Source organism: Algoriphagus sp. (assembly GCF_024305035.1).
In the GTDB taxonomy this organism is placed as follows: Bacteria; Bacteroidota; Bacteroidia; order Cytophagales; family Cyclobacteriaceae; genus Algoriphagus.
Window position 1 is genome coordinate 32,659 of the sequence record NZ_JAMWZB010000008.1, and the last position, 17,704, is coordinate 50,362.

A 17,704-nucleotide genomic window follows, 5' to 3' on the forward strand; every position below is an offset into this window, starting at 1 on the left:
GTATTTTTGGAGTACCTTTTTCAAATGAGGCACAAAGTTATCCTTTTTCGCAAAAACCACCAAATCTTTATTGGAAATTTCTAAGAAGCACCGCAAATCTCTTGGTCTGTAAAGGTAATGAGCTGCAGGAATTTCTAACTACGGATTATAAAAGTTTAAGAAAAAGATCAGGATCTCTTTGAAAACTGTATTTTCGGGTAGAAAAGCGTTTAATTTCTCGCTTTTCAACTAGAGACCCTATGCAAAACTCCCTTTCCACGCCACTCCATTTCAGTTTGATTCTGAGCTGTATTTTAGCTTTTATCACCTCCTCTATTTTTGCTCAGGGCAGCTACATTCCCTACGAACGGGATTACTATCATAAAATCGAGCGCTATGAAATTCTACAAGGAGCGATTACCCCGTTTTTTCTAACCGGATTCAAACCATACCGAAGGGATATTTTAGCTCAATACCTGGACAGCTTGTCGGGAGACCCAACGATTCAATCGGCCTCGGATCGATTTAACATCGCCTATTTGGCTCAGGATAATTGGGAGTTCGTCCAGCAAGAAAGTTCAGAATCCAAAACCCCATTTTTAAATAAGATATATCGTCGACCGGGGGATTTTGCTCATTACTACAGTGAGGATTTTGACATTCATCTCAGTCCGGTACTTTTTTTAAGTGGAGGAATAGAAAGCGATCAAGAACGGAAACCCGCCCAACTGAGTCGAGGAATTGTGGTTCGAGGAGCCATTGATAAAAAAGTAAGTTTTTATACTTACCTAACCACTTCAGAGGTTTTCCTTCCCTCATGGACAAAGGCTTATGCCAACCAAAACCTCGCAGTTCCCGGGGAAGGATTCTGGAAAGAGTATCAGCAAGACGGCTACAGCTATTTTTCTGCCCGAGGCCATGTCAATTTTCACCTAACCAAAAGCATCCAGGCACAAGTAGGACATGATCGGAACTTTGTTGGCGAAGGCTATCGGTCATTTCTCTTATCCGACTTTTCCAATCCCTACATGTTTGTGAAACTGAACACCAAAATCTGGAAATTTCAGCTCACGAATTTATGGTCCCAAATGACCGCAGATGTCTTTTACAATCGCCGAAGGCCCACAGACGGGCGTTATCCTCAAAAGTTTTTCTCCATGCATCGTCTGAGTTTCAACCTGGGCAAAAAGCTTACTATCGGGTTTTTTGAATCCGTAATGACCGATCAGATTAATTTTAACTATTTCAATCCGGTTGTCTTTTTCCGCTGGGTGGAGCAGCAACTCGGTACTCCAGACAAGGTCATGCTAGGGATGGATGCCAAATGGAATTTCCGTCCGGGAATGCAGCTTTATGGACAATTTGCATTAGATGAATTTGTCTTCGGAGAATTTTTTGGAATTGACGGAAAGGGCTCCAAGCGAAATAAATACGGCGTTCAAGCCGGTTTCAAATACATGAATGCGTTTAAAGTGTCCAATTTGGACCTTCAAGCTGAATTCAATACTGCGCGTCCTTATACTTTTCAGGAAAAAGTCGATTACCAATCCTACTCCAACTGGCGAACTCCACTCACCCACCCTCTTGGAGCTAATTTTCGGGAATTTATTGGAATTCTACGGTATCAACCACTCCCGCGATTAACCCTAACGGCTTTGGGCATGTATCAATTTTTTGGAACTGATCCGGAACCTGAAACCAATTGGGGGGGAAATGTCTTGAAAAATCGACTTAACGGAAGCCCCACCGGATTGTTTGGCAATGTCATTGGACAAGGAGTAGAAAATCAAGTGTATCAATCAAATCTGACTGCAAGCTATATGCTGAAGCATAATTTCTTCCTTGACGCATCGCATACCTTCAGACATCGGCAAATCGAGGGAACAGATTCCCAGCGATCCCAATTGATTCAACTGGGAATCCGATGGAATTTTATCCGACCAGAATTCAATTTCTAGTCCAACAGCTATTTTCCGTAACTTGCGCGCTCAAATGATGAATCGATATTCATGAAGACTTATCTGCGGATTCTTTCCTATGCCAGACCCTATGGAAAGTTTGTGCCCACCTATATTATCTACACGCTCTTTTCCATCATTTTTGGACTGATCAATTTTACTCTGCTCAAGCCACTTTTTGATGTCATTTTTGAGCAAGTGGATCCTAAGACTTTGGACCAGTATCGGAACCTGCCTGAATTTAATCTTTCGATAGACTACTTTACAGGCTTGTTCAACCATTATTTCTTGGAGGTTTCAGGTGAATACGGGAAAGTTGGTACGCTGATTTTCGTTTGTATCATCATTGTTATTTCGGTCTTTCTCTCGAATCTTTTCACCTATTTATCGGGAGTGGTTTTAGCCAAAGTCCGAGCGGTGGTCATCAAGCGGATGCGGATGGATATTTTTGGGAAAGTGAGTGGGCTGCACATCGGCTATTTTTCAGATGAGCGAAAGGGCGATCTTTTGTCTAAAATGACAAATGATGTCCAAGAAGTCGAAAACACCATTGTACAATCCCTTCGCGTGGTATTTCGCGAACCCGCGACAATCCTACTTTATTTTGCTGTCCTGTTTTTTATGTCGGTGAAACTGACTCTTTTTACCATTTTGATTATCCCAATTTCTGGTGCTATCATTGGGGGAATTACCCGAAGGTTAAAAAAACGTGCCGTTCAGAGTCAGCAATCGTTGGGTAGAATTGTGAACATTCTAGACGAGACACTTAGCGGGATGCGAGTCATCAAAGCTTTCAATGCCGAGCAGTTCATGTTTGGAAAGTTTGATCAGGAAACTGACCAATACGCTGCTATCAATGTCAATATGGCCCGAAAGAATGAATTAGCTTCACCGATTTCTCAATTTTTGGGAGTGACAGTAGTTGCGGGAATCTTAGTTTATGGTGGTAGTTTGGTCTTAAGTGGAAATTCAGATTTGAGTGCCTCAGATTTTATCACCTATATTATCATTTTCACCCAAGTCTTAAATCCCGCTAAAGAAATCTCACGTGCGGTGTCCAGCATTCAGCGGGGTATTGCCTCGGCGGAACGAATTTTTGAGGTGGTGGATACCGATTCAAAAATCAAAAACCCAGCTCATGCCCTCAGCCTTGATCGGTTCGAACGGGGGATTAGTTTTGAACAAGTTAGCTTTGCCTACGAGGAGCAACTCATCTTAACAGACATTAATTTTACCCTTGAAAAAGGAAAAACCATCGCACTAGTCGGCCCTTCCGGAGGTGGAAAATCTACCTTAGCCGATTTGGTTCCACGCTTTTATGATCCCACCAAAGGAAAAATCACTCTTGATGGAAAAGATCTCCGAAGCTTGAAGCTAGAAGAGCTTCGCAAACTCATGGGTATTGTCACGCAAGAATCCATCCTCTTTAATGACACCGTATTTAACAACATCGCCTTCGGAATAGAAGAAGTCACAGAAGACCAAGTCATTGAGGCTGCCAAAATCGCCAATGCCCATGAATTTATCCGAAAAATGGAGGAAGGCTACCAAACTTCCATTGGAGAACGTGGCACAAAACTTTCAGGTGGCCAGCGGCAGCGACTAAGCATTGCCCGAGCGGTTTTGAAAAACCCTCCAATTCTCATTCTGGATGAGGCCACTTCAGCTTTAGATTCCGAGTCAGAACAATTGGTACAAGAAGCTCTTAGTCATTTGATGAAAAACCGGACTACTTTGGTGATTGCCCATCGGTTGAGCACCATACAGCATGCCGATGAAATTTTGGTAATTGAACGGGGTCAAATCGTACAGCGAGGAAATCATCAAGAATTAATAAGTCAGGATGGACTGTATCAAAAACTTTCGAGTATTCAGTCGGTTTAGTATATTTAAGCAAGCAAATTTTACTGTTTATGAAAAAATTTCATCAAATACTTCAGATTACTCTCTTAGTTTATTTCTCCATTTTCTTGGTCTTTTTTATTGCATTTGAAACGTTGGGAGGAATTTTCGGAATGGAGGAAGTTACTTCAGACACTGTGGTTAAAATTATCTTGGTTGGGTTTATCTTGTTTTTGGCCTCTTGGCTAATTGGGAAGGGAGTTCGATCTTCTTTGGAGAAAAAAATCAAGAAAATGGAATCTGAAATGAATGGACTCAAGGCTAAAATCTATGACATGGAACATCCAACAACCCTGCAAAAACCAACGCCGAAGCCCATGCCAAAACCAACTGCATCTGGAGATTCCGAAACCGGAAATTTGCCGCCAAGACAAAATTTCACGGATAAATAAGGAGTTAATTTTCAAAAAAACTGTATATTAAGGAAACCCAAACAGGTTTCCTTTTTTCATGATGGTAACAACAATTTTTGGAAGTACGGTATCTGGCCTCAATGCCAACCTGGTCACCATTGAGGTCAAGGTGGACCTGAGCACCAGTTTCTTACTCGTAGGATTACCCAAATCTGGGATCAACGAATCCCAGCAACGAATAGGGTCTGCGTTACATTATTCTGGCTTTCTAACAGCTGAGAAAAAGGTCATCATTAACTTTTCATCCGCTGAAAGCTGTCCAGAAAGCGCTGCCTATGATCTGCCCATTGCCCTGGGGATTTTACAGGCTTCTCAACAAGTCGAATTTCCCGAACTCGGTCGCTATAGTATCATGGGTGAATTATCCCATGACGGAAAACTTCTGCCCATCAAAGGGGTTCTTCACATGGCCATCGCCGCTCGGAAACAAGGGTTCAAAGGCTTTATTCTTCCACTGGAAAACGCCAAAGAAGCCTCTATCGTGAACAATCTGGACATTATCGGAGTGGAAACACTACAGCAGGCCACAGATTTTCTGAAAGGTGATCTTCAGATTGAGCCCCTCATAACCGATACCCGAGAGCTATTTTTCCATTCGCTCGACAAGGTAGCGTTTGATTTTGCCGATATTCAAGGTCAGGAAAAAATTAAACGGGCCATGGAGATTGCCGCTGCAGGAGGCCATGACCTTATCCTGATCGGGCCACCCGGTGCGGGAAAAACTAGGCTTGCCAAAAGATTTCCCTCGATTCTTCCTTCCCTTTCTTTACAGGAAGCATTGGAAGCAACTAAAATCCACTCCATTGCAGGAAAACTTTCACACCATGCTTCCTTACTTACCAATCGTCCTTTTCGTAATCCTCATCACACGATGTCGAAGGCAGCGCTCATGGGATGTGCCGACAATTCAAAACCAGGGGAGATTTCACTGGCCCATAACGGAGTACTGTTTCTGGATGAATTACCCGAATTCGAGCAATCCTTATTGGAAGTCATCCATCAAGCTAGAGAAGGGCATAAAATAACCCGCTCAAGTACGAAAACATCAGAAGCTTATCCAGCTGATTTTAGCGTGATCGCCAGTATGAACCCTTGCCCCTGTGGCTATTCCAATCACCCCGAAAAGGAATGTGTATGCGGGCCGGGAATCGTTCAGCAGTATTTAAAAAAGATCTGCAGCCCACTACTTGAGCGAATTGACTTACAGGTGGAAGTGACTCCGGAAAAATTTGATCAGATGACAGCCACCCGAAAAAGCGAATCCAGCAAAGCTATTCGAGAGCGAGTCATCAAAGGCCGTGAAAAACAAAAAGAGCGTTTTCAAAATATCCCTGAAGTCTATTGCAATGCCATGATGCCATCTCATATGGTCAAAGAATTTTGCCAAATCAATGAGGCTAGTAAAACTTTCCTGAAAATAGCCCTAAAGCGACTGGGAATTTCAGATAGGGTCCACGAGGGGATTCTTAAAGTGGCTCGTACCATTGCGGATATCGCTGACAGTTCCGAAATCAAAGTAGAGCATTTGGCCGAGGCAATTCAGTACCGGAGTTTGGATCGACAAGACTGGGCAGAATGAGTGTTTTATTCATGATTTTATTAACTATTACTTCTTTGGACGGAAAAGAAATTGAAGGAACCACAAGTTTTAAGTACCATGAACCTGAACCTGACCTGATAAGTCACAAGGAGGGTGATAATTACCTGAGTGAGACTCTATCTGACCATTAAAAAAATAAGAAACACATGAATCCCACGAAAAAAATCACCAAACGAGAAATCATCGCTTTCATCTTGGGAATAGTCAGCATTTTAACTTTGGACACATCACTCAACTGGGACCATGCGAAGGACGCTTTTCAAAGCGGATATGAAGATGGTTACCAAAAAGGATATGAATCGGTAAACTAAAATCAAAAAATGCCCCACCCAAACGAATTTTTCTCCAAAGAATTTATGCTCACCTTGTATCGAGAGCTATGGGAAGCGGATACCGAAACCAAAATCCAATTTACCCTTGACTACATCGAGACTGTCCAAGAAAATTATCCGCCCAACCTAGTCGACTACCTAACCAAAGGACAGCTATCATCGATCTATTTTGATCATCAGGACTATGAAAAAGCCCTGCCTTTTCTAAAAGAAATCAACGAACAGGAGGCCCCGGAGAAAACTGCCGGGAAACACCTCTACACCCTCTTACTCATTCGGACTTATCGATTCCTAAAAAATTACAAAAAGGCATTCTCGGTATTTAAAAAAGCAATGGAGCAACAAAAACAAGCCCGGAAAGCTTTTGAAATCTTGGACCTTTTGGAAGATTATGTAAATCTGTGCCAGGATTCGGGCTGGTCTTTTGACCCAATTTACCAACCCAACATCCATCAAGTGATCCAAGATTTGGGCTTTCCACCACAGGATCTACCCCCCATGGAATCGGTGAGGTCTCTCAAGGAGTTAAATAAAACTTGGAATTTTCGTCTCGGAACTATTCATCTTAAAAAGGAAATTTCTCAAGAAGAACGAAATCAACTATTTCAGGAATACATCCAAGAATGTCCTATCCAATGGTATCGGGATTATGCCTCTCGGTGCATATCCTCATCAATTTAATCTCCAAAACTAATTCCCATGCCTTTTGCAGCCTGCACCAAAGTACCTTTTGGGTCCACATAATTATAAGCTGAAATCGCTTTTTTGATCGGAACGGAAGTGTATTCATTGTTGAGCAAAACGACTAATTCACCAAACTTTCCTTCCAAAACCAGTTCAAAGGCTTTCACCCCAAAAACCGAAGCAATCACTCGGTCAAAAGCAATCGGCGTTCCTCCACGCTGCGTATGTCCCAAAACGGTTTCTCGGATATCTGCATCTAGACCGGCAGCTTTCAACTGTTCACTTAACGTATACGCCACACCACCGAGGCGAACGGCAATTCTACCTTCTTCCCCCTGACTTGAAGTCACGGTTCCTTCCTCGGCATGGGCGCCTTCTGCAATGACAATATTCACAAACCCACGACCATTGGCATAGCGGGACTCGATTCGCTTCACTACTTCTTTGAGGTCATAGGGGATTTCGGGTATCAGGCAAATTTCAGCACCTCCGGCAATCGCCGTGTAAAGTGCAATCCAGCCGGCGTTTCTCCCCATTACTTCCATAATCATCACCCGATGATGGCTGGCCGCTGTGGTCACCAACCGATCAAACGAATCAGTAGCGATTTGTACCGCAGTCTGAAATCCAAAAGTAAAATCGGTGGAAGACAGATCATTGTCAATGGTTTTGGGTACACCGACAACCGGCATTCCCGCCTCAAACATGGCCTGAGAAATTTCCTGTGAACCGTCTCCTCCAATATTAATTACAGCATCAAACCCCTTTTTTTTAAGGTCAGCTACCAACTCAGGGATTTTATTGATGACTTTAACCGAGCCATCAGCCTGCTTTGCTGAAAAGCGAAGCGGATTTCCTTTATTCGTGGTTCCCAGCATCGTCCCTCCGATCACATGGATTCCAGCCGTGTTTTGCTCGTCCAACTTGAGGATTCGAGGAGGATTTTCCATGACTCCGTTAAACGCCTCAAAACTTCCCCAGACTTCCCATTCTCCTGACTGAGCGGCACGTTTGGTAATTCCTCTAATGACTGCATTGAGCCCGGGGCAATCCCCGCCTCCGGTAGAAACCAACAATTTTTTCATATCTTCTGGAAAATAAAGAACGCTGTCCCCAACTAGTTTTGGATTCAACCTTCAGAAAGTACAATTTTAAAACAGATTTTAAGTATTCGAGTTATCCTTCAAAGCAATTAACCTATGAAAAAATTCAGCTTTCTCCTAGTTTTTATTTCCTACTTCAGTTTCGGACAGGATCAAATCCCCGCTCAAAATGGACCCATCCAAATCACCCCCATTCTTCATGGTTCTTTAGTGATTGAATATCAGGATCTGACCATTTATGTAGATCCTTACGGGGGCGCTGAGCTATTTTCAGAACAAAAGCCCGCAGACTTGGTATTGATCACTGACATTCACGGTGATCATCACAACCAGGAAACCTTAGACGGTTTAGACCTGAGCAAAGCTACCATCTTAGCCCCTGCAGCCGTAGCTGAAAAACTTCCTCAGAGCAACTATGCAAAAATCGAAGTCATCAGTAATGGTGAGCAAAAAGCAATTTCAGGAGCTGACATTCGTGCCATTCCCATGTACAACCTCCCAGAAACGGCTGATAGTCGGCATCCCAAAGGAAGAGGGAATGGGTATATTGTGACTTTGGGGGGAAAGCAAATTTATCTTTCAGGAGATACCGAGGATATTCCCGAAATGCGCGCATTGACCGGAATAGACGTCGCTTTTGTATGTATGAATTTACCCTATACTATGGATATCAATCAGGCAGCAAGTGCAGTTTCTGAATTCAAACCTGCCATTGTTTACCCTTATCATTTCAGAGGAGGAGACGGATTGGCCGATGTGGATCAATTCAAAATCTTGGTTAACGAATCCGCACCCAGTGTAGAAGTCAGGTTGAGAAACTGGTATCCCGAAAATTAAAACTCCAAATTCAATTTAAGATTAAAAGCGGCTCAACAGGCTGCTTTTTTGTTTTTTGATAGGGCAGGAAATTTAAATTCCCTGCTACTTTGGTGTGCGGAGTCACAAAGGAAAAACAGTGGAATTGAATATTTTTGCTGCATAATTTACCCACTATGAAAAATTTGCTTTTTGCTTTTGCCACACTTCTGCTTTTGGGAAGCTGTACAGGTGGAGGTCAAACCGACTCCCAATCCCAAACCGATCAGTCTCCAAATGCCCGCTTCATCACCTTGGATGCTAAAGACTTTCAGTCCAAATTTCATGCAGGAAAGGGGATTTTACTGGACGTGAGGACTCCGGCTGAGATCAATCAAGGCCTCATTTCCAAAGAAGCCATAGTGATTGATATCTATTCCAGTGATTTTGCCAAGCGCGCACTCGAGCTACCCAAAGATCAGGAAATTTACATCTACTGCAGTGCAGGAGTCCGAAGCGAACAGGCAGCTAATTTTTTAATCGAAAATGGGTATACTCAAGTATTTCACTTGCGTGGTGGCCTTGGAGATTGGGCACGAAACGGCCTTCCACTAGAGCGCCTTTAAATCTTCGAAAAGGCCTGGTCCAGATCCTCCAATAAATCATCACTGTGTTCTAATCCTACCGAAACTCTAATGAGATTTGGGGGAGTCAGGGTGTCTGGACCCTCCACCGCTGCTCTTCGCTCGATGATACTTTCTACACCTCCCAAGCTCGTGGCATTGACAAAAAGATGAAGCGCCTTAATCAGTCGATCTGCAGCATCTTTACCCCCCTTGACTTCAAAAGAAACCACGCCACCAAACCCTGTCATCTGACCTGCTGCCACCTCATGGCCTGGGTGAATTTTTAGTCCCGGGTAGTGTACTTTATCCACTTTGGGATGAATCAAAAAATATTCGGCCAAAACCATGGCATTCTGAGCATGACCTCGCATTCGATAAGCCAGCGTTCGGATGCTTCGACTTAGCCAGTAGCAATCTGCTGCTGCAGGGACAGCTCCTCCTACTCGCTGCACGGTTCTGATTTTTGCCCAAAATTCATTGTCTTCTTTTCCCACCAGAATTCCCCCCAAAATATCACTGTGTCCCCCAAAATACTTGGTACTGCTGTGCATCACGATATCCGCACCTAGTGCCAAAGGATTTTGAAAAACAGGAGTGGCAAAGGTATTGTCACAAGCAAAAATAGCTTTTTGGTTTTGGGCTATTTCAGCGATTTTTCGGACATCACTGATTTTCAGCAAAGGATTAGACGGTGTTTCTACCCAAAACAGACGCGTATTAGGTCTGATTGCTTTTTTCACTGCCTCGAGGTCTGCCATATTCACAAAGCTCACCTCATGAATCCCTTTGAAAAGTATGCTCATGGAATTGTGCAGACCATGGTACATATCATCCGGGGCGATGATATGAGATCCTGGTTCAAGTGCTTGAAAAACTGCCGTGCCCGCGGCATTTCCGGAAGAAAAAGCTGCAGCGACCTTTCCCCCTTCCAGAGAAGCCACCAGCTCTTCCAATGCCAGCCGATTGGGATTCCCTGCGCGAGTGTAGAGCATTCCGGCTTCATTCTCATGCTCAAACGTGGTACTCAGCGTAATGGGCTGAACCACCGGTCGGTTAGTGTCAGTAATATGATTTCCTTTATGAATAGATCGGGTCTCAAATTTCATAGCTTGAATATTTTTGGGAAATTAAGAAAACCTAGCTCATAAGAATATGATTTGAGTCACAAGCCTCAAAAAATTCAAAAAAATTCAAAAAAAAGCCCGGCAAAAAACCGGGCTCACTTATTTTTTATCGTATCCGATCAACCGACCTGACGAGTGCTTCATCTTTCTTGATAAATCGATTTGCGAGCATATTACAAACCATACCCCCTAAAATCACCCAAAACCCAAAATGATAAGTCCCTCCTCCGGAAGCATCCAGCTCGGTATTGATTCCATTGGTGGTGAGAAAAACAGCTACCACCAAAGACACCATTACCAAACTATTGATCATATTAAAGAGCATTTGTTTAGCTCGACTTTTATATTGAAAAATAGAGATCAGAGCCAAAAACCCTGCAAAAGCGGCCAAGGCAGAAAGATACCATTTCGAAGAAGATTGGATCACCTCACCATTAGCGTCCAAGTTTGTCAGCATAAATGCGGTTAACTCCCAGGAATCTCCCGTACCGCTTCCGGTTTCTGTTTGGCTCCAAAGCGAAGTACCTATGGTAATTCCCATAGCGACGACTACCAGAAAAAGGAAAATGGTTTGAACCCGTTGAATCATAATTTTTAATTTTTTGCAAAGAAAAGTCCAAATCCCCGCTTTCACAAGAAAAGGCTAAATCAGAATCAGGGAGGAAGTGTATCTTTGTGCTTGATGAGTACATCCAAAAGATATTTTCTGGAATTGAGTTACGATGGGGCTGATTTTCATGGTTGGCAATCCCAGAAAAATGCCCATTCTGTCCAAAAAGAAATTGAAAACGCGCTATCCACTTATTTTCGCCAACCGATTGCCATCATGGGAAGTGGCCGGACAGATGCAGGGGTCCATGCCTCCATGCAAGTTTGTCACTTTGATAGTGAAGGAACTGTTGATTTGGAACGAACCGTCAAAGCACTCAATGGGATCCTCCCCAAAAGCATTGCCATTCATCAGATACGCCCGGTTAAACCAGAGGCTCATGCTCGTTTTGATGCCGTGGAACGCTCCTATTTTTACCGTGTGATTTTCCGAAAAAACCCGTTTTTAGATCAATTTGCCTGGGTTTGTTTTCATTCCCCTGAGCTGGATCGAATGAACCAAGCTGCGCGATACCTGTTGGAACACGAGGATTTTGAATGCTTTAGCAAGGTGCATACCGAAGTAAATCACTTTCGCTGCCAAATAAAATCCGCCTATTGGGAACAAAAAGAGGGGGAATTGTTATTCCATATAACCGCTAATCGCTTTTTACGTGGGATGGTACGTGCAATTGTGGGAACTTTGATGGAAATCGGTTTGGGAAAACGTCATCCGAATGATATGAATCAGATCATCCAATCCCGTGAGCGATCAAAAGCAGGTAAAGCAGCCCCAGCCAAAGGACTGTTTCTCAGCAAAATCATCTACCCGAACGACATTTATTTAGACTAGCATACCTTGAGCTTAGAAAAAGAGAAAGAATCATCTGGAGAAATCGTCGACACCCGTGTCCTGAGAGAGCTCTATCGCTACGTGCAGCCCTACAAAGGAAAATTTTACCTTTTGATATTTTTGACCGTAGCCTTGGCTCTCCTGGCTCCCACTCGGCCTTACTTTATCCAAGTGGCTATCGACGACTATGTGACCATTGGAGACAGTCAAGGATTGATCAGAATGATTTACATTTTGGTAGGATTAATGGTTCTACAGGCCGGAGTTCAGTGGGCTCATACCTTTTATTCAGGCTGGATCGGGCAAGTAATTATTCGAGATATTCGAATCAAATTATTCAAACACCTCTTAAAATTAAAGCTGAAGTTTTTTGACAATACGCCCATCGGAAGACTGGTGACGAGAAACATTTCAGATATCGAAACCTTGGCAGATGTATTTAGCGAAGGGTTGGCGGCAATTATCGGGGATTTACTCCAGTTGGTGACCATTTTGGCAGTAATGTTTTACATCGATTGGAAACTGACACTAGTAAGTTTGTGTACCCTTCCTCTAATGATAATCTCGACCTACATTTTCAAGGAAAAGATTAAGGTCACCTTCAATGATGTCCGAAATGCCGTCTCCAACCTCAATTCTTTTCTTCAAGAGCACATCACAGGAATGAATATCGTTCAGATCTTCAACAGAGAGGAACGAGAATTTGAAAAATTCAAGGAAATCAATCGGGAGCACCGAAAAGCACATATACGTTCGGTTCTTTATTATTCCATTTATTTTCCGGTGGCCGAAATCATTCAGGCGATCGGTATTGGTTTAGTCGTCTGGTACGGGGCTGTAGGTGTATTGGGAATGGAGCTTCAAATCGGAGTTTTGATTTCCTTTATTATGTATTTGCAGCTCTTTTTTAGACCGATACGCATGATTGCCGATCGATTTAATACACTCCAGATGGGAGTAGTGAGTTCTTCGCGTATTTTTAAACTTTTAGATAGCAAAGAACACATTGCCAATGAAGGCACGTTCAAGCCGGAAAAAATCCAAGGAAATCTGTCGTTTCGGGAGCTTTGGTTTGCCTATGTTGACCAAGATTATGTATTGAAAAACATTAATTTTGAAGTTAAAAGAGGACAAACCGTAGCCTTAGTCGGAGCCACAGGAGCTGGCAAATCTTCCATTATCAATCTCCTTTCACGATTTTATGAAATTGATAAAGGGGCCATCGAAATAGACGGCACAGACATCCGAGAGTTTGAGTTGGATACCCTAAGAAAACATGTTGGAGTAGTCCTTCAAGACGTGTTTCTATTTTCCAATACCATTTATTACAACATCACTTTGGGTAATCCCGACATTAGCCGAGAACAGGTAATGGAAGCTGCTGACATGGTAGGGGCAAGAAAATTCATCGAGCGACTTCCGGGTGGATTAGACTACAATGTCATGGAGCGTGGCTCCACACTCTCGGTAGGTCAGCGACAACTGATCTCTTTCGTTCGGGCTATGGTTTACAATCCTGAAATCATCATTTTGGATGAAGCTACTTCTTCTGTGGACACTGAAACCGAGGAGTTAATTCAAGAATCCATCGAAAAAATGATGAAGGGGCGCACATCCATCGTGATTGCCCACCGACTCTCCACGATCCAAAAAGCAGATCAAATTATCGTGCTGCACAAGGGTGAGATTGTCGAACAAGGAACTCACGATGTTTTATTGGAAAAAGGCGGTTTTTACACCCAATTGCATCAAATGCAACTCAAGTCCATGGCAATCTAGCCTGGAATTTGCTCTCAAACTCGAGAAAAATTAAACCAACGATACCGTGAAAAATTTACTAGTAGCCATTTTTGCTTTCTTAACTCTCACCTCCGTGGCCCAAGAACGCGGGGCAGGTGTTAGAATCGGGGAGCCGTTTACACTAACCTACAAGGATTTTATTGATGATTACTTTTCTTACGAAGTAATGATCGGAAGTGGAGGAATCAATAGTGATGGATATTTTCAGCGGGATTTTGATACCAATCCCCCTTCATCGAATGCCTTTTATGTGGGACATACGGCCAGAAAAGGCGTTTCATTTCATGCCAGAATGGCCTACCATGAGGATATCACGGATATGTTTGAAATTGAGCAAGGCTATCTTTTGGCCTATGGTGGCCTTGGCGCTCAGCTGAGAACCACCCGAGTCAATTACACCTTTACAGAAGGTCAGGTCGGCGGTGGAATTGTGCCGATGAGCGAAGAGCGAACCAATGCTGATTTTGGTCCGGAGGCTTTTGTGGGATCAGAATATTACTTTGACGATGTCCCCATTGCTGTTTTTGCTGAACTAGGGATGTTTTTGGAACTTTTGGATCGTGTCGGCCACATCAAGGGTCAAGGAGGGATAGGGGTCAGATATCTATTCTAATTTCATCATGAATCGGAAACTTATTACCATTTCCCTGATCCTCATCATCTTAGGAGGAATAGGATTTTGGCTTTTTGATCGGATGGGCGGAAACAATCCTGTTTCCATTTCAGTGGTTGAAAAAAGACCGGAGCCCTTATCAGGTATTTATTTTGTCGGAGTACCGAGAGATGAAGCGCTCGGAAAAGCTTTTGAAGCGATGGAAGCGCAAAAGACCCTTCATCCCGGAAGTGCTTTGCATACGATTTATGAAATCGAACCTGCAGGTAAGCTTGACACGATGCGCGTATTTGTGGGAATCAATGCCTTGATTTCTGCGGATTCGCTGGAGTTTAGACAGTTTCAATCCTCCCGTTATTTGCTTGCTAAGGTCAACGCAAGCAAATGGGTCATGCCAAGTCCCAACACCGTCAAAGAAAAAATCAAGAATTTTGCTGACTCTGCAAAACTCACATTATCAGAAACCTACATCGATAAAATCATTTCCGAGCAAGAGGTTCACGTTATTGCACCGATCAAGGACTAAAATCATTTTACATTTTTTAACCAACCCTTGGCATTCTTTTAGCGTGAAAGAATTTATTACTTCTTAAAACCCCAACATTCTATGAAACGACTCAGCACAGTTTTTGGCTTCTTGGCCTTGGTCCTATTTCAGGCTTGCGAAGGCCCTCCCGGTCCACAAGGCCCTCCCGGATTTGACGGGCAAGACGGACAGGATGGGGTGAATATCGTCGCTACGACATTTGAAGTAAATTTTGATTTTACTCAAGAGGAAAATTATGAGGCCATTTTTGACTGGCCAGAGCCCATATTCGAAAGCGATGCGGTCCAAGCTTACATCCTTTGGGAAACGGATGGAAATGACACAGAAATCTGGAGAGCACTTCCGCAAACTGTTTTCTTTGAGGAAGGACCACTAGTGTATAATTATGATTTCACAGTTTTTGATGTCAGACTTTTTTTAGACGGTGCGATAGATCCTACCTTGCTTGGACCTGAATGGACAGACAATCAGACTTTTCGAATCGTAGTCATTCCCTCTGATTTCCCAAGTGCTAGAATTGATTTGACTAATTATGAAGCCGTGACTAAGTATCTGGGAATCACCGAAGAAGACTTCAAAAACAACACCTTGCTTCCCCAGAAAAAATAATAGCTAAACCAACTTAATTACCAACAGGATTGAAGCCTTGCAGCAATCCTGTTTTTTTATTGCCTTGCTTTTAGCTCCCAAATATTATTTGCTTCCTATCTTTGCAACATGCAACTCCAAAATGATCTGCTGCTTAGAGCAGCCAAAGGTGAAAAAGTAGAACGAACGCCAGTTTGGCTCATGAGACAAGCGGGAAGAATTCTACCTCAATACCGTGCGGTGAGAGAATCAGTTTCAGGATTTATTGAGCTCGCGCAAACTCCGGAATTGGCCGCTGAGGTCACCATCCAACCCGTAGAATTGTTAGGTGTGGATGCGGCAATTATTTTTTCTGACATTTTGGTGATTCCTGAGGCGATGGGCTTGCCTTATGAAATGGTCGAAAAAAGAGGACCTTGGTTTCCTCAAACTGTACAATCAGAAGCTGATCTGAAAAAACTCCGAATCGCCGATGGAGCCAATGACCTATCCTATGTAATCAAAGCGATCGAAATTACCAAAAAAGAATTAGCTGGCCGAGTTCCTTTGATCGGATTTGCTGGAGCCCCTTGGACGATTTTTGCTTACATGATTGAGGGAAGCGGAAGTAAAACGTTCTCCAAAGCCCGGGCGATGCTGTATACACAGCCTGAATTTTCACATCGCCTTTTACAGATGATTACTAACTCCACAATCAATTACCTGAAGGCTCAAATCCAAGCTGGAGCAGATTTGGTTCAGATTTTTGACAGCTGGGCAGGAATTTTGGGTCCAAAGCAATACCAGGAATTTTCATTAAAATACATCGCTCAAATCTGTGATGCTATAAATCAGGTTCCTAAAACCGTTTTTGCAAAAGGAGCATTTTTTGCACGGGAGGAAATGGCAAAATTAAATTGTGAAACCATCGGACTAGACTGGAATATGGGGATAGCAGAGTCCCGAAAATTGATTGGTTCAACCAAAACTCTTCAAGGAAATCTTGATCCTGCGGCACTTTATGGAAATCCCGATCAAGTTCGAGAAGCTACCCAGGATATGATGCAACAATTCAAGGGTACACGCCATATTGCTAATTTGGGCCATGGCGTCTATCCTGACATTGATCCTGAGATGGTCAAAGTGTTTATAGAGACGGTAAAAAAATATTAGATTACTGATCGTTCAAGTCTGGAACTTAAAGGGGAGTGACTAGGTCGCCGACTTGGATTTTCCCTGATTCTAGGGCTACTGCATTCTGTCCGAAAAGCACCTTATTGCCAATTTTTCGATAGGAAGACAGCGTCTTTAAGGGTTCTTTTCCACCTTCACCCGTATGCTGATCCACGGTGATCATCACGCAACGCGCGCAAGGCTTTACGACCTGAAACAGCACCTGACCGATCCGGATTCGTTTGAGATTGTCTTCTTGAAAAGCGGTTCCTCCTGAAAAAACGATATTGGGTCTAAATCGATCCATATTCACCGGTAATTCCAACCGAGAATTCAACTCATCTAGCGAAGACTGTCCGATAACCAAGTACGGCATTCCATCTGCAAAACTGACAGATTCGTCCTTGACCGAGTACTTTTGACTGACTTTTCGATGGGTTTGTTCCGAAATTTTGACTAAAAACAGCTCCATTTCCAAAAATTCGGAAAACCACTGATCAAAACTCTCCCCGACCCGGGCAGCTTTCATTTCATCATCCCAAACCCTGACCGTAAGACTTTCATCAGTTTGTTGCTCAAAAGGAATCAAAATAAAATTTTCAGGCCTAGCTCTTTCAAAAACCAGCAAACCATCTTGGTCAACCTTGACTTGAAGCAAAGCCATTTTGGGATGTTTTCGTTGTGAAACAAACATCCCATCAGGGGTAACCAGCATCCATCTTCGATCAAAGCGAAAACCCCGCTCTTCCACTATGGCTTTTTCAAGGCGGATTCCACCAAGAGATTTGATGGGATAAATAAAAATATCCTGAATACGAAGTACTGAACCCATAAGTCAAATTGCTTTTTCAGCAAATTACATTCAAAAACTCAAAAATGAACAAAACTAATTCCCTCTTTTTTCTTCACCGAAAAGGATCTAATGAGTTGAAGCCTTCAGCAAAGACAAAAATCAGACAAATCAACAGAAATACCAGAAACCAGCGTAACTTCTCGGATAAAGGTCTTTTTCCTAACTTTTTCATCTTATCCCTTAGATGCAGGGGC

18 protein-coding genes are annotated in these 17,704 nt (G+C 43.1%); 14 read left to right on the forward strand and 4 right to left on the reverse strand.

Annotation, left to right across the window (positions count from 1 at the left end; genetic code table 11):
* The first annotated feature begins 239 nt into the window (after positions 1–239).
* From Q0L00_RS05820 to Q0L00_RS05845, 6 genes are all read left to right on the forward strand, one after another.
* The gene (locus tag Q0L00_RS05820) at positions 240–1,937 is read left to right on the forward strand and encodes a hypothetical protein (protein ID WP_297335927.1); all 1,698 of its coding nucleotides are present in this window, start codon (positions 240–242) and stop codon (positions 1,935–1,937) included.
* Between the two features lie 51 nt (positions 1,938–1,988).
* Entirely contained in the window at positions 1,989–3,821 is a 1,833-nt protein-coding gene (locus Q0L00_RS05825; protein ID WP_297335928.1) for an ABC transporter ATP-binding protein, read from the forward strand.
* Between the two features lie 29 nt (positions 3,822–3,850).
* Entirely contained in the window at positions 3,851–4,231 is a 381-nt protein-coding gene (locus Q0L00_RS05830) for a hypothetical protein (RefSeq protein ID WP_297335929.1), read from the forward strand.
* A 61-nt stretch (positions 4,232–4,292) separates the two neighbouring features.
* Positions 4,293–5,831, forward strand: a complete 1,539-nt coding sequence (locus Q0L00_RS05835; protein WP_297336026.1) for a YifB family Mg chelatase-like AAA ATPase — start codon at positions 4,293–4,295, stop codon at positions 5,829–5,831.
* Positions 5,832–5,998: 167 nt separating this feature from the next.
* A complete protein-coding gene (locus tag Q0L00_RS05840; protein WP_297335930.1) occupies positions 5,999–6,163 on the forward strand; it encodes a hypothetical protein in 165 nt (54 codons plus the stop codon).
* 9 nt (positions 6,164–6,172) lie between these two features.
* Positions 6,173–6,865, forward strand: a complete 693-nt coding sequence (locus Q0L00_RS05845) for a hypothetical protein (RefSeq protein WP_297335931.1) — start codon at positions 6,173–6,175, stop codon at positions 6,863–6,865.
* On the opposite strand, the gene Q0L00_RS05850 is transcribed toward Q0L00_RS05845, so the two are convergent.
* Positions 6,862–7,953, reverse strand: coding sequence for an ATP-dependent 6-phosphofructokinase (locus Q0L00_RS05850; protein ID WP_297335932.1), 1,092 nt, complete (start codon positions 7,951–7,953; stop codon positions 6,862–6,864). The genes Q0L00_RS05845 and Q0L00_RS05850 overlap by 4 nt on opposite strands.
* 114 nt (positions 7,954–8,067) lie before the next feature.
* Here Q0L00_RS05850 and Q0L00_RS05855 point away from each other — a divergent pair, with 114 nt between their 5' ends.
* Both Q0L00_RS05855 and Q0L00_RS05860 read left to right on the forward strand, forming a co-directional pair.
* Positions 8,068–8,808, forward strand: coding sequence for an MBL fold metallo-hydrolase (locus tag Q0L00_RS05855; protein ID WP_297335933.1), 741 nt, complete (start codon positions 8,068–8,070; stop codon positions 8,806–8,808).
* 155 nt (positions 8,809–8,963) lie between these two features.
* A complete protein-coding gene (locus Q0L00_RS05860) occupies positions 8,964–9,392 on the forward strand; it encodes a rhodanese-like domain-containing protein (RefSeq protein WP_297335934.1) in 429 nt (142 codons plus the stop codon).
* On the opposite strand, the gene Q0L00_RS05865 is transcribed toward Q0L00_RS05860, so the two are convergent.
* Together Q0L00_RS05865 and Q0L00_RS05870 are read right to left on the reverse strand one after the other, a co-directional pair.
* Positions 9,389–10,498 carry an aminotransferase class I/II-fold pyridoxal phosphate-dependent enzyme gene (locus Q0L00_RS05865; protein ID WP_297335935.1) on the reverse strand — a complete coding sequence of 370 codons (1,110 nt, stop codon included), beginning with the start codon at positions 10,496–10,498 and terminating at the stop codon, positions 9,389–9,391. The two genes, Q0L00_RS05860 and Q0L00_RS05865, sit on opposite strands and share 4 nt — an antisense overlap.
* Before the next feature lie 124 nt (positions 10,499–10,622).
* Positions 10,623–11,105: a DUF4293 domain-containing protein gene (locus Q0L00_RS05870; protein WP_297335936.1), complete on the reverse strand. Its 483-nt coding sequence runs from the start codon at positions 11,103–11,105 to the stop codon at positions 10,623–10,625.
* 93 nt (positions 11,106–11,198) lie between these two features.
* Here Q0L00_RS05870 and truA point away from each other — a divergent pair, with 93 nt between their 5' ends.
* From truA to hemE, 6 genes are all read left to right on the forward strand, one after another.
* Complete coding sequence (truA, locus tag Q0L00_RS05875; RefSeq protein WP_297335937.1) at positions 11,199–11,957, forward strand: tRNA pseudouridine(38-40) synthase TruA; 759 nt, start codon at positions 11,199–11,201, stop codon at positions 11,955–11,957.
* 6 nt (positions 11,958–11,963) lie between these two features.
* The gene (locus tag Q0L00_RS05880; protein ID WP_297335938.1) at positions 11,964–13,736 is read left to right on the forward strand and encodes an ABC transporter ATP-binding protein; all 1,773 of its coding nucleotides are present in this window, start codon (positions 11,964–11,966) and stop codon (positions 13,734–13,736) included.
* A gap of 46 nt (positions 13,737–13,782) precedes the next feature.
* The gene (locus Q0L00_RS05885) at positions 13,783–14,370 is read left to right on the forward strand and encodes a hypothetical protein (protein ID WP_297335939.1); all 588 of its coding nucleotides are present in this window, start codon (positions 13,783–13,785) and stop codon (positions 14,368–14,370) included.
* 7 nt (positions 14,371–14,377) lie between these two features.
* A complete protein-coding gene (locus Q0L00_RS05890; RefSeq protein WP_297335940.1) occupies positions 14,378–14,896 on the forward strand; it encodes a hypothetical protein in 519 nt (172 codons plus the stop codon).
* Between the two features lie 81 nt (positions 14,897–14,977).
* Entirely contained in the window at positions 14,978–15,526 is a 549-nt protein-coding gene (locus Q0L00_RS05895; protein WP_297335941.1) for a hypothetical protein, read from the forward strand.
* Positions 15,527–15,634: 108 nt separating this feature from the next.
* Positions 15,635–16,657, forward strand: coding sequence for a uroporphyrinogen decarboxylase (hemE, locus tag Q0L00_RS05900; protein ID WP_297335942.1), 1,023 nt, complete (start codon positions 15,635–15,637; stop codon positions 16,655–16,657).
* A gap of 25 nt (positions 16,658–16,682) precedes the next feature.
* On the opposite strand, the gene Q0L00_RS05905 is transcribed toward hemE, so the two are convergent.
* Positions 16,683–17,489 (reverse strand): MOSC N-terminal beta barrel domain-containing protein, encoded by an 807-nt coding sequence (locus Q0L00_RS05905; RefSeq protein WP_297335943.1) that lies wholly within the window; start codon positions 17,487–17,489, stop codon positions 16,683–16,685.
* Positions 17,490–17,704 lie beyond the last annotated feature (215 nt).

Bases quoted from the DNA above. Each gene is read 5' to 3' on its own strand.
- Q0L00_RS05820 (WP_297335927.1), top strand. From the start codon at position 240: ATGCAAAACTCCCTTTCCACGCCACTCCATTTCAGTTTGATTCTGAGC.
- Q0L00_RS05825 (WP_297335928.1), top strand. From the start codon at position 1,989: ATGAAGACTTATCTGCGGATTCTTTCCTATGCCAGACCCTATGGAAAG.
- Q0L00_RS05830 (WP_297335929.1), top strand. From the start codon at position 3,851: ATGAAAAAATTTCATCAAATACTTCAGATTACTCTCTTAGTTTATTTC.
- Q0L00_RS05835 (WP_297336026.1), top strand. From the start codon at position 4,293: ATGGTAACAACAATTTTTGGAAGTACGGTATCTGGCCTCAATGCCAAC.
- Q0L00_RS05840 (WP_297335930.1), top strand. From the start codon at position 5,999: ATGAATCCCACGAAAAAAATCACCAAACGAGAAATCATCGCTTTCATC.
- Q0L00_RS05845 (WP_297335931.1), top strand. From the start codon at position 6,173: ATGCCCCACCCAAACGAATTTTTCTCCAAAGAATTTATGCTCACCTTG.
- Q0L00_RS05850 (WP_297335932.1), bottom strand. From the start codon at position 7,953: ATGAAAAAATTGTTGGTTTCTACCGGAGGCGGGGATTGCCCCGGGCTC.
- Q0L00_RS05855 (WP_297335933.1), top strand. From the start codon at position 8,068: ATGAAAAAATTCAGCTTTCTCCTAGTTTTTATTTCCTACTTCAGTTTC.
- Q0L00_RS05860 (WP_297335934.1), top strand. From the start codon at position 8,964: ATGAAAAATTTGCTTTTTGCTTTTGCCACACTTCTGCTTTTGGGAAGC.
- Q0L00_RS05865 (WP_297335935.1), bottom strand. From the start codon at position 10,498: ATGAAATTTGAGACCCGATCTATTCATAAAGGAAATCATATTACTGAC.
- Q0L00_RS05870 (WP_297335936.1), bottom strand. From the start codon at position 11,105: ATGATTCAACGGGTTCAAACCATTTTCCTTTTTCTGGTAGTCGTCGCT.
- truA (WP_297335937.1), top strand. From the start codon at position 11,199: ATGAGTACATCCAAAAGATATTTTCTGGAATTGAGTTACGATGGGGCT.
- Q0L00_RS05890 (WP_297335940.1), top strand. From the start codon at position 14,378: ATGAATCGGAAACTTATTACCATTTCCCTGATCCTCATCATCTTAGGA.
- Q0L00_RS05895 (WP_297335941.1), top strand. From the start codon at position 14,978: ATGAAACGACTCAGCACAGTTTTTGGCTTCTTGGCCTTGGTCCTATTT.
- hemE (WP_297335942.1), top strand. From the start codon at position 15,635: ATGCAACTCCAAAATGATCTGCTGCTTAGAGCAGCCAAAGGTGAAAAA.
- Q0L00_RS05905 (WP_297335943.1), bottom strand. From the start codon at position 17,489: ATGGGTTCAGTACTTCGTATTCAGGATATTTTTATTTATCCCATCAAA.